Below are 17,060 nucleotides of genomic sequence, written 5' to 3' on the forward strand. Positions count from 1 at the left end.
TACGCGGCGTACAAGGCTGCCACGGAGTTCAAGGGCAAGCCCACCGTGATCCTGGCCAAGACCGTCAAGGGCTACGGCCTCGGGCCGCATTTCGAGGGCCGCAACGCGACCCACCAGATGAAGAAACTGACCAACGCCGACCTCAAGGCCTTCCGCGACCACCTCCGCATCCCCGTCACGGATGAGCAGATCGACGCCGATCTCTACAACGCCCCGTACTACCACCCGGGTCCGGACGCACCCGAGATCCAGTACCTGCACGAACGCCGCAAGGCGCTCGGCGGCTACCTGCCGGAGCGACGCTCCAAGCACACCGCGGTAACCCTCCCAGGGGATAAAACTTACGAGGTTGCCAAGCGCGGATCCGGGAAGCAGCAGGCTGCCACCACCATGGCCTTCGTGCGTCTGCTCAAGGACCTCATGCGGGACAAGGAGTTCGGTAAGCGAATCGTCCCCATCATTCCCGATGAGGCCCGCACGTTCGGTATGGACTCGTTCTTCCCCACGGCGAAGATCTACAACCCCAACGGACAGAACTACCTATCCGTGGACCGGGACCTTGTCCTCGCCTACAAGGAATCCATTGAAGGCCAAATTCTCCACGCCGGCATTAACGAGGCAGGGTCCGTTGCAGCTTTCACCGCCGCAGGCACCGCCTACGCGACGCAGGGTGAGCCGCTGATCCCGATCTACGTCTTCTACTCGATGTTCGGATTCCAGCGCACCGGTGACTCCTTCTGGGCCGCCGGTGACCAGATGACCCGCGGATTCATCATCGGTGCCACCGCCGGACGCACCACCCTCACCGGCGAAGGCCTGCAGCACGCAGACGGACACTCACCCATCCTCGCCGCCACCAACCCTGCCGTCATCACCTACGACCCTGCCTACGGCTACGAGATCGGGCACATTATTCAGGATGGCCTCGAGCGGATGTACGGGGACGGCCACGCTGTATCCGGGTCTGACCCGAACGTCATGTACTACATCACCGTCTACAACGAGCCCATCATCCAGCCCGCCGAGCCGGAGAACCTCGACGTGGATGGACTGCTTCGCGGCATCTACAAGCTCAAGGACGGACACGCGGCGGAGAACACTCCGAGGTCGCAGATCCTCGCCTCGGGCGTGGCTGTGCCGTGGGCGCTTGAAGCACAGCAAATTCTCGCGGACGAGTGGGGAGTATCTGCCGATGTGTGGTCGGTGACCTCCTGGAATGAACTTCGTCGCGATGCCCTTGCCGCCGAGGAAGAGGCATTCCTCAACCCCGGCGCAGAAACCCACGTCCCGTTCGTCACGCAGCAGCTGGGCGAAGCACCCGGACCGATCATCGCCGTCACGGACTACATGAAGGCCGTACCCGACCAGATCCGGCAGTTCCTCCCCCAGGACTTCGCCACCCTCGGCGCCGACGGCTTCGGCTTCTCCGACACCCGCGCCGCCGCCCGCCGCTACTTCAAGATCGACTCACACTCCGTCGTCGTACGCACCCTGGAACTGCTCGCCAAACGAGGAGAGGTCGACCAGGACGCACCACGCCAGGCGATCGAGAAGTACTCCCTCCTCGACGTCAATGCAGGCACGACGGGTAATACGGGCGGGGAGTCCTAACCAACACCGCCGTAGCAGGACCCGCCGGCTCACGAGATGAGCCGGCGGGTCCTGCTCGGAGTTTAAGCCCACCTTTGTAGCCTTCGTACAAAATGGAGCCAGACGTACCGGAGCCGTATGCTCGATTCATGGCATCGCCCAACCCCCCTCGCGGGACATCCCTGCCCGCTCCGGATCCGGCCACGGTGGACCGGCTGAGGACGCAGATCGGCGCCCTCTCGACGACCACGCTGAAACAGCTTGATTCCTCCCTGCCGTGGTACCGCAGCCTGCGCCCGGATGAAAGATCCGCTCTTGGCCTGGTCGCTCAGAAGGGCATCGCGTCTTTTGTTAACTGGTACCAGAAGCCGGTGTCCCCAGCCTGGGTCCTCAGCGATGTTTTCGGAACGGCTCCGACGGAACTTACCCGCTCCATCAGTCTGCAGAAGGCACTCCAGCTCATCCGCGTCGTCGTGCAGGTGGTTGAAGACCAAGTCCCTGATCTCGCCTCTGACGCCGACCAGGGGCTCCTCCGCGAGGCCGTTCTCAGGTATTCCCGTGAGGTGGCTTTCGCGGCAGCTGACGTCTATGCCCGCGCGGCTGAAACCCGTGGATCGTGGGATACGCGTCTTGAAGCGCTGGTGGTGGATGCGATACTGCGAGGAGAAAGTTCTGACGCTCTTCGGTCCCGGATCGCAGCGGTGGGCTGGAAATCCCAGGCGCCGATCACGGTCATGGTGGGCACCTCACCAGCCGAGTCGAACGCAATGTTCCTCAATGACCTGCGCCGTACCACCGGCAGACTGGCTGAAGACACCCTCGTCGGCATTCAGGGCGATCGCCTCATCCTCGTCCTCGGAGGAGTACAGGACCGCGACAGTTCCTATGCAAGGCTGAGCGAACTGTTCGGACCGGGTCCGGTTGTCTATGGACCGGAATCAGCCTCACTCGTGGCGGCGAGCGGTTCCGCCCAGGCGGCGTTTGCCGGACTCACAGCAGCGCGAGCCTGGCCCTCCGCACCCCGTCCGGTCGCCGCTGACGATCTGTGGCCGGAGCGTGTCATCTCCGGCGACGATACCGCCCGCAAGGCGCTGCTACGCAACATCTACCGTCCTCTCGCCAACGCGCAGAACGGTCTGGAAGAAACACTTTCGGCGTACCTGGCACTTGGTCATTCCCTCGAAGCGACGTCCCGCGAACTTTTCGTCCATGCCAACACCGTCCGTTACCGCCTGCGACGCGTTTGCGACATCACCGGATGGGATCCACTGCTCCCCCGAGAGGCCTTTGTACTTCAGACAGCGCTTGTCATCGGACGCCTGGCACCCCCTCCCAAGGCCGCAGCAGAGCGGTCATCGGCAAGGGTGGATCGGACTGCTTCGTTGTAGACTTCCTACAAAGTGGCTTCGGGAGCTTGGTGCACCGGAACACCCTGCTAATGACCGCCCATTTGGAAAGCTTGATACGTGCTTGCAATTCTCTGCCCTGGACAAGGGTCCCAGTCCCCCGGATTCCTGACCCCATGGCTTGACCTTCCCGGCGTACGCGAGCATCTTGATGCCCTCAGCGAGGCCGCCGGCGTCGACCTGGTGCATCACGGCACCGTCTCCGACGAGGAAACAATTCGTGACACCGCCGTAGCGCAGCCGCTCATTGTTGCCGCCGGATTGGTCGTTGCCCGTGTACTCCTTGGTGATACGCCGCTCACGTCGGCAACCGTCGTGGCCGGGCACTCGGTGGGCGAACTGACCGCGTCGGCCGTGGCCGGAGCCCTGACCGAGCAGGACGCCGTCACACTTGTGCGCACACGGGCGCAGTCGATGGCTGCCGCGGCTGCGGTCACCCCGACGGGTATGAGCGCGGTTCTGGGCGGAGACCCGGACGACGTCGTCGCTACCCTTGAACGCCATGGGCTGACCGCGGCGAACGCAAACGGCGGTGGCCAGATCGTTGCGGCGGGTACGATCGAGCAGCTCTCCGCGCTGGCTGCAGATCCGCCGCAGAAAGCCCGCGTTATCCCGTTGAAAGTGGCCGGGGCCTTCCACACCCACCACATGGCGCCTGCTGTGGAAGCACTCGAGGAGCTACGGCCTTCCCTCACACCGGCCGAGCCCCTCGCCACACTGCTCTCCAACTACGACGGTGAACCGGTGGCATCCGGTGACCTGAATCTCGACAGCCTGATTGCCCAGGTGTCCCGTCCCGTCCGTTGGGACCTGTGCATGCAGCGGCTTCAGGACATGGGCGTTTCGGGTGTGCTTGAGCTTCCTCCAGCGGGTACCCTGACAGGGCTGGCCAAGCGCGGGATGCGCGGGACAGCCAGCCTCGCAGTAAAGACCCCTGAGGACCTGAGCGCGGCACGGGACTTCATGGCAGAACACTCCCGCACCCCTCCCCCGGCCGACGCACCCATTGCAATTGCAGAAGGAAACGCGTGACTACTCCTACTCTTCAACAGTCCCCGCTGCGGGAACATACCCGCATCCACGGCATGGGTATCTTCCGTCCGGAGGTAATCGTCACCAACGAGGACATCTGCCAGTGGATCGATTCCTCGGATGAGTGGATCCGCCAACGCACGGGCATTGTGACGCGACACCGCGCTGACAAAGACACCAGTGTCATCGACATGGGTGAGGCGGCGGCGCGGGCGGCCCTCGCTGACGCAGGCATTGAAGCGTCGCAACTGGGCGCTGTGCTGGTTTCCACCGTCACGCACCCGTATGCCACGCCCTCTGCCGCCGCGCAGCTGGCAGACCGCCTCGGCGCCACCCCGGCCCCTGCCTACGACATCTCGGCAGCCTGTGCCGGCTACTGCTATGGGATCGCCCAGGCCGACGCCCTGGTGCATGCGGGAACCGCTGACTACGTCCTCGTGGTCGGCGTCGAGAAGCTCTCCGATTTCATTGACAACACTGAACGGACCATTTCCTTCCTGCTCGGCGACGGGGCGGGCGCCGTCGTCATCGGCCCGTCCGATTCACCCGGCATCGGTCCCTCCGTCTGGGGTTCTGACGGCAGCAAGCACGAGTCAATCCGTATGTCCCATTCGCTGCTCGATGTGCGGGACCTTTCGCTTGCAGCGCTTGCAGACGGACCGGACGCGCTGTCAACCGCTGCCGAATCCGCAATTTGGCCCACCATGCTCCAGGACGGCCCCACGGTGTTCCGGTGGGCCGTATGGGAAATGGCGAAGGTTGCGCAGCAGGCGCTCGATGCTGCCGGCATCAAGGCCGAGGACCTGGTGGCGTTCGTACCGCACCAGGCGAATATCCGCATCATCGACGAGATGGTGAAGCAGTTGGGCTTGCCCGAACACGTGGCGGTAGCGCGTGACATTGTCGACGCCGGTAACACCTCCGCTGCCTCAATCCCGCTGGCGATGCATCGCCTCCTGTCCGAGAATCCGAACCTCAGCGGTGGTTTCGCCCTGCAGATTGGCTTCGGTGCTGGATTGGTATTCGGCGCCCAGGTGGTTGTCCTCCCTTAGTTTTCCACTTCAGGCCGCAGCCCGCGGCCTGATCAAACGGATCCGGTACGCACCGGAACACAGAGAAAAGGAGCCATCATGGCTAACAATGAAGAGATCCTCGCAGGACTGGCTGAGATCGTTAACGAAGAGACCGGCCTCGCCCCCGAGTCCGTCGAGATGGACAAGTCCTTCACCGACGACCTCGACATCGACTCCATCTCCATGATGACCATCGTGGTCAACGCGGAGGAGAAGTTCGGCGTACGCATCCCCGACGAGGAAGTCAAGAACCTCAAGACCGTCGGCGACGCAGTGGACTTCATCGCCAGCGCCCAGTCCTAGTGGCGTGCGGCGATGGCACGCTGATCCCGCCATCGCCGCCTCATCAGGCACATCTTCCAGCCTCATCAGGCACATCTTCCATACGGAAACAACGACGCATCAGAGAGTGAACCATGGCACGCAAAGTAGTCATCACCGGCTTGGGCGCCACCACACCCATCGGCGGCGATGTTCCCACCATGTGGGAGAACGCATTGAAGGGCATCTCGGGTGCACGCACGATCGAGGCCGACTGGGTGGCGGAGTATGAGCTCCCCGTAACCTTCGCTGCTCAGGTTTCGACCCCGGCAAGTGAGGTTCTGACCCGCGTCGAAGCCAAGCGGATGGACCCGTCCACCCAGTTCGCCGTGATTGCTGCCCGCGAGGCGTGGCGCGATTCCGGAATCGAAGAGGTGGATCACGACCGCTTCGCCGTAGCGTTTGCGACCGGCATCGGCGGCGTTTGGACGCTGCTCGATGCCTGGGACACGCTGAAGGCGAAGGGGCCTCGTCGCGTGTTGCCCATGACGGTTCCAATGCTCATGCCCAATGGTCCTGCGGCTGCCGTGAGCCTGGATCTCGGCGCGCGCGCTGGTGCACATACGCCCGTATCGGCGTGTGCATCCGGCACCGAAGCCCTACATCAGGGGTTGGAATTGATCCGTTCCGGCAAGGCCGACGTCGTCATGTGCGGTGGCGCCGAAGCTGCCATCCACCCGATGCCGATCGCTGCCTTTGCATCCATGCAGGCGCTGTCGCGCCGCAATGACGATCCCGAGCATGCCTCTCGCCCGTACGACATTGACCGCGACGGCTTCGTGATGGGTGAGGGTGCAGGAGCACTGCTTATCGAGGCGGAGGAACACGCCCTCGCCCGTGGCGCCCGGATTTATTGCGAGCTGGCGGGCACCTCGGTCACCGCCGACGCGTATCACATCACGGCGCCTGATCCCGGGGGTCTGGGTGCAACCCGGGCACTGAAAGCCGCGCTGTTCGATGCGCGGGTGCAGCCCTCGGACGTCGTCCATGTCAATGCCCACGCTACCTCCACGCCGGTGGGTGACCAGCCTGAGTATGTGGCACTGAAGACCGCTCTGGGTGACCAACTGGACTCGGTTGCCGTTTCGGCTACCAAGTCGCAAACCGGCCATCTGCTGGGTGCGTCGGGTGCAGTCGAGGCTGTGATGACTGTTCTTGCGGTCCACGACCGCCGGGCACCGCTCACCATCAACCTTGAGAATCAGGATCCGCAGATTCCGCTTGACGTGGTGACGTCGGCTCGTGATCTTCCTTCGGGCGATATTGTGGCGCTCAGCAACTCGTTCGGTTTTGGTGGCCACAATGCGGTCATCGTGGTGAAGAACGTCTAGCCTGCCGACATCCTTCAGACCGTGAATGAGGCCCGGGTACCTGTCGGTACCCGGGCCTCATTCTTGCGTTCAGTGGATGATTCTAGCCAACCTGGTGCAGCCAGCGTACGGGTGCGCCCTCTCCTGCATGGCGGAAGGGCTCCAATTCCTCGTCCCAAGACTCGCCCAGGGCAAGGGAGAGCTCGTGGTAGACCGCTGCCGGGTCGCCGGCTCCGGTCTCATAGGCGTACCTGATGCGGTCTTCGGAAATCATGACGTTGCCGTGAACGTCCGTGGTGGCGTGGAAAATTCCCAACTCCGGGGTGTGCGACCAGCGGCCGCCATCGGCCCCCGCGCTCTGCTCCTCGGTCACCTCGTACCGCAGGTGTGCCCAGCCCCGCAAGGCGGATGCCAGCTTGGCCCCTGATCCCTGTGCAGCTACCCAGGAGAGCTCGGCGCGAAACATTCCGGGCGCGGCAGGCTGCGGGGACCACTGCAGGTCCACACGCTGGTCAATGACCGATCCCACGGCCCACTCGATATGAGGGCACAACGCAGAAGGGGCTGAGTGAATATACAAAACACCGCGCGCCATCACAACAGACATTCCATCCTCCATAGCTGTAGGTACGTCTTCCCCAACGACCTTCAACCCTTGGTGGTACTGTCCCGTTGTTGCTCGGGTACGGTGTGCTCAGTCCTTAGATTTCGAACTACGCTTATTCTGCCCTATGAACGCAAATGGCGCCACTGTAATTACTCCCGCCGTATTCCGCGACTGCGGATAGCCGACGCGACGGTCAGGCGCGGGGGTGGGCCTGCTCATAACTGCGGCGGAGCCGGTCCACGGACACATGGGTATAGAGCTGGGTGGTTGCGAGGCTCCGGTGTCCCAGGAGTTCCTGTACGGCACGCAAATCCGCACCGCCGTCGAGCAGGTGCGTTGCTGCCGTATGGCGCAACGCATGCGGGCCGCTCGCGCCCGTGCCCTCGACTGTTAGAAGGAGTTTCTGGACGATCGACCTCGCCTGACGCTGGTCGAGGCGGTGCCCCCGCGGTCCCAGAAAGAGCGCGGCACCGCTGTCCGGCCTGGCCCATTGGTTCCTGCCGCGGGCCAGCCAGTCGTTGAGGGCTTGAGCAGCAGGCACACCGTATGGCACAGTACGCTCCTTGTTGCCCTTCCCCAGGACACGGATGGTCCGGCGGTCATGATCCACATCGTCGATGTCCAACCCGACCAGTTCACCGACGCGTATCCCGGAACCATAGAGCAATTCCAGCACTGCCCGGGCACGAAGCGTCGCGGGATCGCCTCCTATCGCCGCTTTCTGTGTGGCTACCAACAACGGTTCGAGCTGCGACTCTGACAGGACGTCGGGAAGACCGTTCTGCCGACGGGGTGCCTTCAGCCTGAGCGACGGGTTGTCACCGATGTATCCCTCGCGGGTGGCCCAAGCCAGGAAATTCCGCACGGTCGCTGCACGTCTGGCGATAGTCGCCCTAGATAGTCCCTGCTGATCGAGGGAAGCCAGCCATGACCTGAGACAGCTCAGATCCACTTCCGCAAGAGCCGAAATGCCGTGGGCACCCGAGAAGGACGCAAAGTCGTCGAGGTCACCGCGATAGGCGCGCACCGTGTTGGCGGACCGGTTCCGCTCTCGGGAGAGGTAGCTGATGAATCCGTCCGATTCGCGGACGAAGAGGGACGGAGGGCCGCTGCCGGGCGCTGCACTCATTCCCTGTCTCCCAACTCTTCCGCTGACGCGCCTGAACCTACTGTGCGTCACGATGGGGTGCCCATCAAGGAGGCGCACCGCCGATCCTTCGATGCTGCCGTACAAACTTGCGCCTTGGGAAAGGATCACGCCGCGGCGCCAGCGGTTACCGCGGCTTCCAACTCGAGCAACGCACGCTTCACGGCGACCCCAGCCGCGTAGCCCGTGACTGCTCCGCCCGCACCCACCACCCGATGCCCCGGGATGATGATCGATAGTGGATTGGCGCGCACCGCCGCACCGACAGCCCGTCCCATCGATTCATTGCCCAGGGCGCCTGCGATGTCCTTGTACGTGCGGGTCTCACCGTACGGGATGGCCGCGACCGCTTCCCAGACGGTGTGCTGAAACTCGGTCCCATTCACGAGCTCGTACGGTAACGGCTGGGCAACGGTTCCGCTGAAGTACCGCTGCAGCCAGTCACCCGTCCCACGGAATACTTCGGATGCGCTCTCCTCGTTAGGGGCTGGGGAATCATTCGACCCGCCCTCCGGAAAGCACGTGTTTTGTGATCCTTCTGCAAAGGGCAGCCCGAGGAGAACCGGAGAGGGCTCCGGCGAGTGATACTCATGGTAAAGACCGACCAATTTTTCATTTCGGGCCACAAGCACCAGTCCTCCTAAGGGGCTGTCGACAATCTTGAACGTATTCATAGGTGGTTCCTTTCTTCATGCCGGGTAATGCAGGGATCCTTCCGGCTGAATCTGTGAAGGGTGTCCGGTGGGAGCGGATCAACGTGGATGCTTCCGCCAGCCGCCGTCATCGGTACGTTGCGCAAGGCCGTCGGTCTCCAGGCGGCCGAGGCCTGCAAGGACACCGGGCACGCTGAGGCCAGCGACCACCGCGAGCTTGTCGACTGTGGAGGAGGCACGCACAGGCAGCGCGTCCAGAAGCAGCAAATCCTCCACGGTCAGGCCGTCATGCGGCGCCCGCTGCTCGGGGCGCTCCTCACCGGGCGTCGCTAGGAGGGGACCCGCGAGTTCAACGACCTCAGCAACGTCAGTGACGCAGATCGCGCTGCCGTCGCGAAGCAGTCGATGACAGCCAGCGGAATTGGGTGACTGGACAGGTCCGGGAACCGCTCCGACCGCCCGGCCCAGGTTGGCCGCGTGATGTGCCGTGCTGAGTGCTCCCGAGCGCCAGCGCGCTTCAACCACCACAGTGACTGAGCTGAGGGCGGCGATCAGCCGGTTCCGTTGAAGAAACCTGTAGCGCGTAGGTGATGAACCTGGCGGTACCTCGGAGATCAGCAGTCCGCGCTGGGCGATTTCCCGGAGAAGTCCCTCGTTCCCGGCCGGGTAATACCGGTCGATGCCGCAGGCAAGAACTGCCAAGGTGGGCAATGGATGGTGCTCCCCCGCTATTGCCAGCGCTCCCCGGTGTGCCTGCGCATCGATGCCGTAAGCGCCGCCGGACAACACGGTGTAGCCTCGCCCGATCAGGCCAGCGGCGAGTTCGGCGGTCACGGAAGCTCCGTAGTTGGTGCTATCCCGCGAACCGACCACTGCCACTACCTGCTCCTGTGACGGGATGGCAACGGCATTCTGCCCGCGAACCCACAAACACAGAGGTTCTTCCAACTGGAGATCCTTCAGAGCCTGAGGCCACCAGTCCGATTCGGGGGTGAGCAGGGTTCCGCCGAACCGGCGCACGGTTTCGAGGTCCCTGAGCGGTGCAAGAGTCTCGGCGCGTGTCCGCCATCGATCAAGTGCCTGTGTGAGCGCGTCTGTTCTCATCCGGTGTCCGTTCGCGGCCAGCACGTCGAGGAATGCCCGGTGCAGCCGAGGACCACAGGTTGTGGTGCCCGTAGCTATCTTCAGGGCCTCAACGGGACCTGCAGCGGACACGAGCGCCAGCCCGACATTGTCGGATGGTTCCAACAGGCGCGCGAGAGCTGCACGCGCCACTTGCTCTTCGCTCCACCCGGAAGCGTTCATGCTGCGTCCTCCTGGGTGCGGAAGATCAGCGCTGTTGTGACGTCATCGCAGTTGGGCGAGGCCCTTCCGGCCAGATCAGCGATTGTCCAGGCGACTCGCAGGACCCTGTCGTAGCCGCGTTTGGTGATGGCAGCCTGCTCCATTTTCTTGTCCACGGATTCGGTTGCCTTCCTGGTAAGCCGGAGTTCGTTGTGCAGAAGTCGGGCGGGGATCTCGGCGTTGGTGGACAGTTCCCAGCGGCGTAGCCGCTCGTGCTGCGCCGCTCGGGCAGCGGCAACGCGCTTTGCGACCGCAGCGCTGGATTCTGCCGCGGCAGACCCGGAGAAATCCTTGAGGGACACTCGGTGTACTGCCAGTTGCAGGTCGACCCGGTCAAGGAGAGGCCCGGACAGCCGGTCGAAGTAGCGCCGGCGCTGCTGCGCGGAACACCTGCAATCCATTCCCTTACCGGTGGCCAGCCCGCACGGGCAGGGATTGGCCGCGAGCACGAGCTGGAACCGCGCGGGGTAGGTGGCCGTTCCGGCTGCCCGGTGTAGCACTAATTCCCCGCTCTCCAGGGGTTCCCGGAGCGCATCGAGAATGCGGCGCTGGTATTCCGGCGCCTCATCAAGGAACAGGACGCCACGATGCGCACGTGAGGCTGCGCCCGGACGGGGGATTCCGCTGCCGCCCCCGATGATCGATGCCGCGCTGGCGGTATGGTGTGGGCTCTCAAAGGGCGGCCGACGACGTAATTCCCGGCACGATTCGGCGCTCCCGAGAGAGTGTATGGCTGTCACTTCCATCGCCTGCTTGTCCGAGAGATCCGGAAGTATCCCGGGCATGCGCTCCGCCAGCATGGTCTTTCCCGCACCGGGCGGACCAACCATCATCAGGTTGTGTGCTCCAGCGGCGGCTACCTCCACTGCGAATCGTGCCTCCGACTGGCCCGCCACATCAGACATGTCCTTGGGGACGAGAGCAGCACTCACACGAGACCCTGACGAAAGCTCCGACGCCTGCGGTACAGGAAGATCGACGGAGGCTGGATCCGCTCCGAACGCCAACGCCACTTCGGCAAGGGAGTCATAGCTTCTCACCTCAGCGCTCGGTACGAGAGCCGCTTCCGCCGCGTTCCCGCCGGCAACGACCACGCTGGTGAAACCGGCCGCCACCGCAGCCATCACTGCTGGAAGCACCCCGCGGATGGGCCTGAGGCGCCCGTCCAGACCCAGCTCGGCAAGGAAAACGGTACGGCCGCAGTTGCGGACGTCTCCCGCCGCTGCCAAAGCAGACATAACGATGGCAAGGTCGAAGCCCGAACCTCTCTTGGGCAACGACGCTGGAACCAGGTTCACCGTGATCTTCCGGCGTGTGAGTGGGAGCCCTGCGTTTCTCGCCGCTGCCCTGATTCGCTCCTTTGCCTCGGAAAGCGAAGCGTCGGGCAGCCCGAGGAGGACAAAGGCGGGGAGAGTTTGCCCGATGTCCGACTCGACCTCAACGATGTAGCCGTTCAATCCCACCAGTGAAACGGCGTAGGTGCGTCCAAGTGGCATCAGCTCACCGCCCGCAGGTGCTCGATGGCAGGTTGACCGGTGCCGTCATCCACGATGGCGACTGCGTCCACGCGAAACCCGGAGAACCGGAGATCATGTGCCCGCGCCCAGCGTGATGCCAACAGATACAGCCGTTCCAGTTTCCCGGGCGTGATCGCTTCCAGCGGGTGACCGAATGCCTCGGAGGACCGCGTCTTGACTTCAACGACGACCAGCGTGGCGCCCTCAAGCGCTACAAGGTCAATCTCGCCGATCGAGCACCGCCAGTTGCGGTCGATGATCCGGAGCCCGCCGTCCTCCAGGTAACGGGCCGCAAGGTCCTCGCCCCGCTTACCCAGCTCATCCTTGGTTCTCATAAAAACACCTCCGGTACCAGCGTGTTGCAACTGGTACCGGAGGTGCCGGAGTTTGGGGTCTATGTGGGAAACTGCAGGAAAGCCACCGGGTTGTGGAGCGGCAGTCAGCTGCCCAGCGAGCCGTCCTTGGGAAGCGGGATGTCATCGCTCTTCGCCAGTTCCTCGACGTTCACATCCTTGAAAGTTATGACGCGCACCGTCTTGACGAAGCGGGCGGAGCGGTACACGTCCCACACCCAGGCGTCATTCAACGTGAGATCGAAGTAGATTTCGCCGTCCGCCGAGCGCGCCTGCAGGTCAACGTGGTTGGCGAGGTAGAACCGCCGCTCCGTTTCGACCACGTAGTTGAAAAGGCTGACGACGTCGCGATACTCACGGTAGAGCTGCAGCTCCATGTCGGTTTCATAGTTTTCGAGATCTTCGGCGCTCATGAACCCATCATCCCCCAATTTCTGCGGCAGTCATGCCGGTATCCGCGCTCATGCTGCCAAGGCGCCAGGTCCGCCGATGTTCGACGCAGGGTCCGAGCCCGTCAATTGCAGCCCGGTGGGCAGCGGTTGCATAACCTTTGTTCACTTCCCAGCCATACCCGGGATACTTCTCTGCGAATTCCACCATGAGCCGGTCCCGTTCCACTTTCGCCAGGACACTGGCCGCGGCAACGCTCAGGCACTGCATATCAGCCTTGATCCGGGTATGAACGGGGGCATCGCAGCTGGCTTCTTGGATATCGACGTCGTCGAACAGTGAACCCTGGGAAGTGGGTGCCAGCCAATTGTGGTTACCGTCCAGGATGACCGCATCCGGCCGGACTACCCGTGTGGCCTGTGCCCATGCACGGTTCCCGGCGGACCGCAGCGCCGCCATGAGGCCGACGGCGTCGATCTCCGCAGCGGTCGCGTGACCCACGCCATAGGCCACTGCCCACCGCTGTATTCTCGGCACCAGCGCTTCCCGATCCGGCGCACTGAGCAGCTTGCTGTCCCGGACCCCGCGCAGGCCTTTCACTGCTGCGAGGTCAACGACTACGAGGCCGACAGTAACCGGTCCTGAGAGTGCGCCCCTCCCCACCTCGTCACAACCTGCGAGGAAACGGAGCCCCTCATCAAGGAAGGAGCGTTCATAGCGCAGCGTTGGGGCTTTTCCGGTCACGGCGTCGACTGATCCCGTCCGGTGCTGCTCTGGGGAGCATCAGGAACGTCGGCGAAGACGTCAGGGTAGTTGCCCAGGAAGCCCATGCGGTTCAGGGGCCATGCGATGACGGCTGCCTTGCCCTCGATCTCATCCACGTCGATGAATCCCCCACCGGACTTGCCGGTGTTCGCTCGGGAGTCCGCCGAGGCATTCCGGTGGTCGCCCATGACCCAGATCTTTCCTTCGGGCACGGTCACATCGAAAGGCGTGTCCGAGGGGTTGGCGCCCGGGAACAGGTACGGCTCATCGAGGGGCTCACCATTGACGGTGAGTCGGCTCTCGGCGTCGCAACATATCACCCGGTCACCTTCGAGACCGATGACCCGCTTGACGAGATGCTGCTGGGACTCATCCGGCAGGAGCCCGACGAATATGACGGCGTCCTTGAACCAGTTGCTTGTCGCAGTTGCGGCCGCTGACTCGGGGAGCCAGCCCTCGGCATCGCGAAAGACAACGATGTCGCCGCGCTTCAGCTCGAACGGTTGGGGAACCAGCTGGTTGACGAAGATACGGTCATCGACCTCGAGGGTGTTCTCCATGGAACCCGAGGGAATGAAAAACGCCCGGAAGAGGAACGTTTTGATGAGGAAGGAAAGCAGCAGCGCGACCGCGACAATGATGACGATTTCCTTGGCCCAGCTGCCCAGGCTGCGGACCGCGGACCTGCGAGAGGACGCCTCCTCGGCGGCACCATCGAAACGCGGCGCGCCTGCGGGATCTTCCGCGCCGTCGTTCGGGGTCCCGGAGTGGGCTTTAGCCATTATGTGTGGTTCCTCTGCTGTACGTTCGGTGTAGGACCGGCCGAGGGTGACCGATCAGCGGGGCGCGGGACTATGGTGGAGCGGTCAAGAGGCCAGATCACGTGGGTGGCGCGGCCGATGACCCGTTCCTCGGAGACGAGGCCACCGCCCGGTGCGCCGAGCAGGCCTCGTGAGTCGAAGGACTCCGATCGGTGATCGCCCATGAGCCACAACTTACCCTCTGGGACCACGACCTCGAACTCCGTTTCGCTGGCAGTGTCCATGGGGAAAACGTAGGGCTCCTCGAAGGCGTTCCCATTGACGGTCAGCCTTCCGCTGGAATCACAGCATGCGACCGTGTCACCGCCCATTCCGATTACCCGTTTCACATATGTGGTCTCGGAGGACCCCAGGCCAAAGAAGCGGGCCGTATCTGTCAGCCTCTGCCCGAGTCCGCCGTGACCGAGCGGTGCGAATGATCCCCTGCCATCGAAGACGACGACGTCGCCCCGCCTGATGTCGCCGAACGCATAGTCGGTGCGCGAGACAAGGACCCGGTCGTCTTCCTCGAGCAGTGGTTCCATCGACCCGGACGGGATGTAGAACACGTCAGCCAGGAGCGCACGGACGGCAATGATGGCGACACACACGAAAGCCACGGTAAAGAAGGCGAAGCGCCAACCCGCAATACCGGGCCAGCGCTTCGACGGCTGCCTGGGTGCTTTCCGTGCAACGGAAAATTCAGGCATGAGAAAGGAAAAGAGTTACTTGGCGGTCTTCGGATCGCGCTTTTCCTTGATCTTTGCAGCCTTGCCGCGAAGATCACGCATGTAGTAAAGCTTCGCGCGACGTACGTCACCCTTGCTGACAACCTCGATCTTGTCGATCACCGGAGAGTGCACCGGGAAGGTACGCTCAACACCGACACCGAAGCTGACCTTGCGGACCGTGAAGGTCTCGCGAACGCCGTCACCCTGGCGGCCAAGAACGAAGCCCTGGAAAACCTGAACACGGGTGTTCTTGCCTTCAATGATGTTCACGTGAACCTTGAGGGTGTCGCCCGCACGGAAATCGGGGACGTCGCTGCGCAGCGATGCTGCATCCACATTGTCGAGAATATGCATTTGATTGCTCCTGGTGAACGCCACAGGTCATTCACGTTGGTCACAACGACGAAGACCTGCACGCAGGCAATTGCCGTTGAAGATTAGTACCGGCGCGCCCTTTGGCGAATGCCGGTGTGCCTTCCTGTTGGCTACGCTCCCCCTGTGGCAGGTGCGTACCAGTTGGCACGAGCTTCAATTATGCCACAGGCAGCGCTTCACCTGGAATCGGACGACGGCGGTGCAGCCGGCCGCACCTTTCCTTCGACGAGCGCGTAACCCTCCTCGGAGAGGACTCTCAGGTCGGCAGCATCCAACGTGCCGGCGCCGAGCTTTTCCAGAAGATCCGGCCGGCGGTTTGCCGTCCTGCGCAACTGCTCATCCCTGCGGTACCGCGCTATACGGGCATGGTTGCCGCTGAGGAGCACATCCGGGATGTCCAGGTCCCGCCAGGACGAGGGCTTGGTGTAGACGGGATATTCCAGCAGGCCGTCGGAGTGCGACTCCTCGACGAGGGACTCCGGGTTACCGACCACTCCGGGAAGCAGCCGCGCCACCGCCTCGACCATTGCAAGGACCGCCACCTCACCGCCGTTCAGAACATAGTCACCCAGACTGAGTGGACGCACATCGAACGATTCTTCGGCCCACTCGATCACCCGTTCATCGATGCCCTCATAACGACCGCACGCAAACACCAGATGTTCTTCCCGGGCCAGTTCGTGCGCCATCGCCTGAGTGAAAACTGCTCCAGCCGGTGAGGGAACCACCAGGACCGGGCGCGACTCTCCGCGCACGCTCTCGAGTGCCTGAGCCCACGGCTCCGGCTTCATGACCATCCCTGCGCCGCCGCCGTACGGAGTGTCATCGACCGTGCGGTGCCTGTCGGTCGTGAAGTTCCGGAGATTATGAACGGAGAGGGTGAGCAGCCCGTCCTGCCGAGCCTTCCCGATTAGCGAGAGATCCAGGGCGGCGAGGTACTCCGGAAAGATACTGACGACGTCGATACGCACTAGCTGCCGTCAGCCTTCTGCTCATCGCTGATACCCTCTTCCTGATCGAGCTCTTCCTGATTGTGCTCTTCCTGATTGTGCTCTTCCTGATCGGAGTTTGCCTCTTCGGCGTCTGCCTGGTTGGACCCGGGAAGGTTCAGCTCCAGCAGGCCCTCCGGCGGGGTCAGGAGCACGAAGCCGCCCTCGACGTCGACCTCGGGAACAATTTCCTCGACGAAGGGCACCAGGATCTCCTCGCCGTCGGACCGCTCAATGATGAGCAGATCCTGGACCGTCATGGTGCGCAGCGCGCTGACCCTGCCGACGACCTCGTTTCCAACGCGAGCCTCGAGCCCCACCAGCTCGTGCTCGTACCAGGCGTCATCTTCGTCGTCGGCAGTCTCATCGGACTCGATGAAGAGCTTCGCGCCCCGCAGCACCTCGGCCGCATTTCGGTCAGCAACTTCCTCAAAGCCAAGAACGAGAATTTCCTTGTTCCATCGTGCGCTTGAGACGGTAAGCGGCCCATGCGCTGCCGGCTCGACACGGAAGACAGCTCCGGGTTCGAAGCGCTCCTCGGGTGCGTCTGTGAAGAGCTGGACGGTTACTTCACCCCGAATGCCGTGGGGCTTTCCGATACGGGCGACCTGCAGATCCATGGGTTCTCCGGTGTATAGGTGGCGTGTCAAAACAGTA

19 protein-coding genes are annotated in these 17,060 nt (G+C 63.2%); 6 read left to right on the top strand and 13 right to left on the bottom strand.

The genetic code is table 11. The features are described 5' to 3' along the window. The 6 genes from AC4D2M_RS00005 to fabF all read left to right on the top strand — a co-directional run. The coding region (locus tag AC4D2M_RS00005; protein WP_490888861.1) for a transketolase-like TK C-terminal-containing protein at positions 1-1,611 on the top strand (1,611 nt) is incomplete at its 5' end. A 128-nt stretch (positions 1,612-1,739) separates the two neighbouring features. Beyond that, positions 1,740-2,978 carry a PucR family transcriptional regulator gene (locus tag AC4D2M_RS00010; protein ID WP_490888863.1) on the top strand — a complete coding sequence of 413 codons (1,239 nt, stop codon included), beginning with the start codon at positions 1,740-1,742 and terminating at the stop codon, positions 2,976-2,978. Between the two features lie 78 nt (positions 2,979-3,056). Beyond that, positions 3,057-4,028 (top strand): ACP S-malonyltransferase, encoded by a 972-nt coding sequence (locus tag AC4D2M_RS00015; RefSeq protein WP_490888865.1) that lies wholly within the window; start codon positions 3,057-3,059, stop codon positions 4,026-4,028. After that, a complete protein-coding gene (locus AC4D2M_RS00020) occupies positions 4,025-5,080 on the top strand; it encodes a beta-ketoacyl-ACP synthase III (RefSeq protein ID WP_490888866.1) in 1,056 nt (351 codons plus the stop codon). The genes AC4D2M_RS00015 and AC4D2M_RS00020 overlap by 4 nt, the downstream gene beginning before the upstream one ends. A gap of 78 nt (positions 5,081-5,158) precedes the next feature. Further along, positions 5,159-5,404 (top strand): acyl carrier protein, encoded by a 246-nt coding sequence (locus AC4D2M_RS00025; RefSeq protein WP_490888870.1) that lies wholly within the window; start codon positions 5,159-5,161, stop codon positions 5,402-5,404. Positions 5,405-5,517: 113 nt separating this feature from the next. Continuing rightward, entirely contained in the window at positions 5,518-6,753 is a 1,236-nt protein-coding gene (gene fabF, locus AC4D2M_RS00030; RefSeq protein WP_490888873.1) for a beta-ketoacyl-ACP synthase II, read from the top strand. Positions 6,754-6,835: 82 nt separating this feature from the next. Here the strand turns inward: fabF and AC4D2M_RS00035 are convergent, their stop codons facing one another. The 13 genes from AC4D2M_RS00035 to rimM form a co-directional block, all read right to left on the bottom strand. Next, positions 6,836-7,339: a DUF3145 domain-containing protein gene (locus AC4D2M_RS00035; protein ID WP_490888876.1), complete on the bottom strand. Its 504-nt coding sequence runs from the start codon at positions 7,337-7,339 to the stop codon at positions 6,836-6,838. A 193-nt stretch (positions 7,340-7,532) separates the two neighbouring features. Then, positions 7,533-8,468, bottom strand: coding sequence for a tyrosine recombinase XerC (locus AC4D2M_RS00040; protein WP_490888879.1), 936 nt, complete (start codon positions 8,466-8,468; stop codon positions 7,533-7,535). Positions 8,469-8,593: 125 nt separating this feature from the next. Then, positions 8,594-9,160 carry a methylated-DNA--[protein]-cysteine S-methyltransferase gene (locus AC4D2M_RS00045; protein ID WP_490888882.1) on the bottom strand — a complete coding sequence of 189 codons (567 nt, stop codon included), beginning with the start codon at positions 9,158-9,160 and terminating at the stop codon, positions 8,594-8,596. Positions 9,161-9,238: 78 nt separating this feature from the next. Beyond that, complete coding sequence (gene dprA, locus AC4D2M_RS00050) at positions 9,239-10,444, bottom strand: DNA-processing protein DprA (RefSeq protein ID WP_490888886.1); 1,206 nt, start codon at positions 10,442-10,444, stop codon at positions 9,239-9,241. Then, positions 10,441-11,979: a YifB family Mg chelatase-like AAA ATPase gene (locus AC4D2M_RS00055; protein WP_490888888.1), complete on the bottom strand. Its 1,539-nt coding sequence runs from the start codon at positions 11,977-11,979 to the stop codon at positions 10,441-10,443. Before AC4D2M_RS00055 ends, dprA begins: the two co-directional genes overlap by 4 nt. Beyond that, positions 11,979-12,335 (bottom strand): YraN family protein, encoded by a 357-nt coding sequence (locus AC4D2M_RS00060; RefSeq protein ID WP_490888890.1) that lies wholly within the window; start codon positions 12,333-12,335, stop codon positions 11,979-11,981. Before AC4D2M_RS00060 ends, AC4D2M_RS00055 begins: the two co-directional genes overlap by 1 nt. 104 nt (positions 12,336-12,439) lie before the next feature. Continuing rightward, entirely contained in the window at positions 12,440-12,766 is a 327-nt protein-coding gene (locus AC4D2M_RS00065; protein ID WP_490888892.1) for a DUF2469 domain-containing protein, read from the bottom strand. 7 nt (positions 12,767-12,773) lie between these two features. Then, positions 12,774-13,487 (bottom strand): ribonuclease HII, encoded by a 714-nt coding sequence (gene rnhB, locus AC4D2M_RS00070; protein ID WP_490888894.1) that lies wholly within the window; start codon positions 13,485-13,487, stop codon positions 12,774-12,776. Continuing rightward, on the bottom strand, positions 13,484-14,290 hold the full coding sequence (lepB, locus tag AC4D2M_RS00075; RefSeq protein ID WP_490888895.1) for a signal peptidase I: 807 nt from the start codon (positions 14,288-14,290) through the stop codon (positions 13,484-13,486). Before lepB (AC4D2M_RS00075) ends, rnhB begins: the two co-directional genes overlap by 4 nt. Next, entirely contained in the window at positions 14,290-15,018 is a 729-nt protein-coding gene (lepB, locus tag AC4D2M_RS00080; protein ID WP_490888897.1) for a signal peptidase I, read from the bottom strand. The genes lepB (AC4D2M_RS00075) and lepB (AC4D2M_RS00080) overlap by 1 nt, the downstream gene beginning before the upstream one ends. A 15-nt stretch (positions 15,019-15,033) precedes the next feature. Continuing rightward, a complete protein-coding gene (gene rplS / locus AC4D2M_RS00085; protein ID WP_490888899.1) occupies positions 15,034-15,393 on the bottom strand; it encodes a 50S ribosomal protein L19 in 360 nt (119 codons plus the stop codon). Between the two features lie 197 nt (positions 15,394-15,590). Beyond that, positions 15,591-16,385 (bottom strand): tRNA (guanosine(37)-N1)-methyltransferase TrmD, encoded by a 795-nt coding sequence (gene trmD / locus AC4D2M_RS00090; protein WP_490888901.1) that lies wholly within the window; start codon positions 16,383-16,385, stop codon positions 15,591-15,593. Then, a complete protein-coding gene (rimM, locus tag AC4D2M_RS00095; protein ID WP_490890398.1) occupies positions 16,385-17,023 on the bottom strand; it encodes a ribosome maturation factor RimM in 639 nt (212 codons plus the stop codon). Before rimM ends, trmD begins: the two co-directional genes overlap by 1 nt. Positions 17,024-17,060: the final 37 nt, after the last annotated feature.

This window comes from Arthrobacter sp. TJ-270, from assembly GCF_058269075.1.

Bases quoted from the DNA above. Each gene is read 5' to 3' on its own strand.
- AC4D2M_RS00010 (WP_490888863.1), top strand. From the start codon at position 1,740: ATGGCATCGCCCAACCCCCCTCGCGGGACATCCCTGCCCGCTCCGGAT.
- AC4D2M_RS00025 (WP_490888870.1), top strand. From the start codon at position 5,159: ATGGCTAACAATGAAGAGATCCTCGCAGGACTGGCTGAGATCGTTAAC.
- fabF (WP_490888873.1), top strand. From the start codon at position 5,518: ATGGCACGCAAAGTAGTCATCACCGGCTTGGGCGCCACCACACCCATC.
- AC4D2M_RS00035 (WP_490888876.1), bottom strand. From the start codon at position 7,339: ATGTCTGTTGTGATGGCGCGCGGTGTTTTGTATATTCACTCAGCCCCT.
- AC4D2M_RS00040 (WP_490888879.1), bottom strand. From the start codon at position 8,468: ATGAGTGCAGCGCCCGGCAGCGGCCCTCCGTCCCTCTTCGTCCGCGAA.
- AC4D2M_RS00045 (WP_490888882.1), bottom strand. From the start codon at position 9,160: ATGAATACGTTCAAGATTGTCGACAGCCCCTTAGGAGGACTGGTGCTT.
- dprA (WP_490888886.1), bottom strand. From the start codon at position 10,444: ATGAACGCTTCCGGGTGGAGCGAAGAGCAAGTGGCGCGTGCAGCTCTC.
- AC4D2M_RS00055 (WP_490888888.1), bottom strand. From the start codon at position 11,979: ATGCCACTTGGACGCACCTACGCCGTTTCACTGGTGGGATTGAACGGC.
- AC4D2M_RS00060 (WP_490888890.1), bottom strand. From the start codon at position 12,335: ATGAGAACCAAGGATGAGCTGGGTAAGCGGGGCGAGGACCTTGCGGCC.
- AC4D2M_RS00065 (WP_490888892.1), bottom strand. From the start codon at position 12,766: ATGAGCGCCGAAGATCTCGAAAACTATGAAACCGACATGGAGCTGCAG.
- lepB (WP_490888895.1), bottom strand. From the start codon at position 14,290: ATGGCTAAAGCCCACTCCGGGACCCCGAACGACGGCGCGGAAGATCCC.
- lepB (WP_490888897.1), bottom strand. From the start codon at position 15,018: ATGCCTGAATTTTCCGTTGCACGGAAAGCACCCAGGCAGCCGTCGAAG.
- rplS (WP_490888899.1), bottom strand. From the start codon at position 15,393: ATGCATATTCTCGACAATGTGGATGCAGCATCGCTGCGCAGCGACGTC.
- rimM (WP_490890398.1), bottom strand. From the start codon at position 17,023: ATGGATCTGCAGGTCGCCCGTATCGGAAAGCCCCACGGCATTCGGGGT.